The organism is Pseudomonas sp. UBA4194 (assembly GCF_002379585.1).
Lineage (GTDB): Bacteria > Pseudomonadota > Gammaproteobacteria > Pseudomonadales > Pseudomonadaceae > Aquipseudomonas.
This window is the reverse complement of sequence record NZ_DFUE01000073.1, coordinates 670-2,351: the sequence shown is the minus strand read 5'-3', so window position 1 is coordinate 2,351 and position 1,682 is coordinate 670. Positions and strand designations below refer to the sequence as shown.

General features: G+C 61.8%; 2 protein-coding genes. Both read left to right on the top strand.

Features of this window, described 5'->3' with window-relative positions:
- Positions 1-572 (top strand): efflux RND transporter periplasmic adaptor subunit (locus B3397_RS17705; protein WP_296252587.1); only part of this gene is annotated, 572 nt, incomplete at its 5' end.
- Between the two features lie 12 nt (positions 573-584).
- On the top strand, positions 585-1,682 hold a 1,098-nt coding region (locus tag B3397_RS17700; RefSeq protein ID WP_296252585.1), incomplete at its 3' end, for an efflux RND transporter permease subunit.

The window sequence follows — 1,682 nt, the reverse complement described above, 5'->3', positions numbered from 1 at the left end:
AGTACACCCAGCTGGCTCGCCAAGGCCAGCGCGGCCAGACCACCCCGGTCTACCTGGGGCTTTCCAACGAGAGCGGCAACCCGCACCTGGGGCAGATGAACTTCGTCGACAACCAGGTCAATCCCAAGACCGGCACCATCCGCGGCCGCGCGGTGTTCGATAACAAGGACGGCCTGTTCACTCCCGGCCTGTATGCGCGCATCAAACTGGTGGGCAGCGCCACCTACCCGGCCGTCCTGATCAAGGACGATGCGGTCGGCACCGATCTGGGCAAGAAATTCGTGCTGGTGATGGACAAGGACAACAAGGCGGCTTACCGCAGCGTCGAACTGGGCCCGAAACTCGAAGGCCTGCGCATCGTGCGCAGCGGCCTGAGCAAGGACGACAGCATTGTCATCAACGGCCTGCAACGGGTTCGTCCTGGCTCCCAGGTAGACCCTGAGAATGCCGAAATGGCCAGCCCGGCAACCCTCGCCGCCCTGGCCGAACAACGTCAGGCCCTTGAAGCCAGCAACTCGCCCAAAGCCCCGGCCGCGGTCAAGGTTGCCAGCACCTCGACTCCACGCGGTTAAGAGATCACAGCGATGAACTTCTCACAATTCTTCATCAAGCGGCCGATCTTTGCCGCCGTATTGTCACTGGTGATCCTGATCGCCGGTGCCATCTCGCTGTTCCAGCTGCCGATCAGCGAATACCCTGAAGTGGTCCCGCCCACCGTGGTGGTACGCGCTACTTTCCCCGGCGCCAACCCCAAGGTGATCGGCGAAACCGTGGCCGCGCCTCTGGAGCAGGCCATCACCGGCGTCGAGAACATGCTGTACATGTCCTCGCAATCCACTGCCGACGGCAAGCTGACCCTGACCCTCACCTTCGCGCTGGGCACCGACCTGGACAACGCCCAGGTGCAGGTGCAGAACCGCGTGACCCGTACCCAACCCAAGCTGCCCGAAGAAGTGACCCGCATCGGCATCACCGTGGACAAGGCCTCTCCCGACCTGACCATGGTGGTGCACTTGACCTCGCCCGATCAGCGCTACGACATGCTTTACTTGTCCAACTACGCCACCTTGAACATCAAGGACGAACTGGCGCGGCTCAACGGTATCGGTGACGTGCAGTTGTTCGGCATGGGCGAATACTCGCTGCGTGTGTGGCTGGACCCGAACAAGACCGCGTCGCGCAACCTCACTGCCACCGATGTGGTCAATGCCATTCGCGAACAGAACCGTCAGGTCGCTGCCGGCCAGCTGGGCGCGCCACCTGCGCCCAACGCCACCAGCTTCCAGATGTCGGTGAACACCCAGGGTCGCCTGGTATCCGAGGAAGAGTTCGAAAATATCGTCATTCGTGCGGCAGACGATGGTGAGATCACCCGCCTCAAGGACATTGCCAGGGTCGAACTGGGTTCCAGTCAGTACGCGCTGCGTTCGTTGCTCAACAACCAGCCAGCGGTAGCCCTGCCGATCTTCCAGCGCCCCGGCTCCAATGCCATCGACGTGTCCAACCAGGTGCGGGCAAAGATGGCCGAACTCAAGAAAGAGTTCCCCGAAGGCATGGACTACAGCATCGTCTATGACCCGACCATCTTCGTTCGCGGTTCCATCGAGGCGGTAGTGCACACCTTGTTCGAAGCGTTGATCCTGGTGGTGCTGGTGGTGATCCTGTTCCTGCAGACCTGGCGC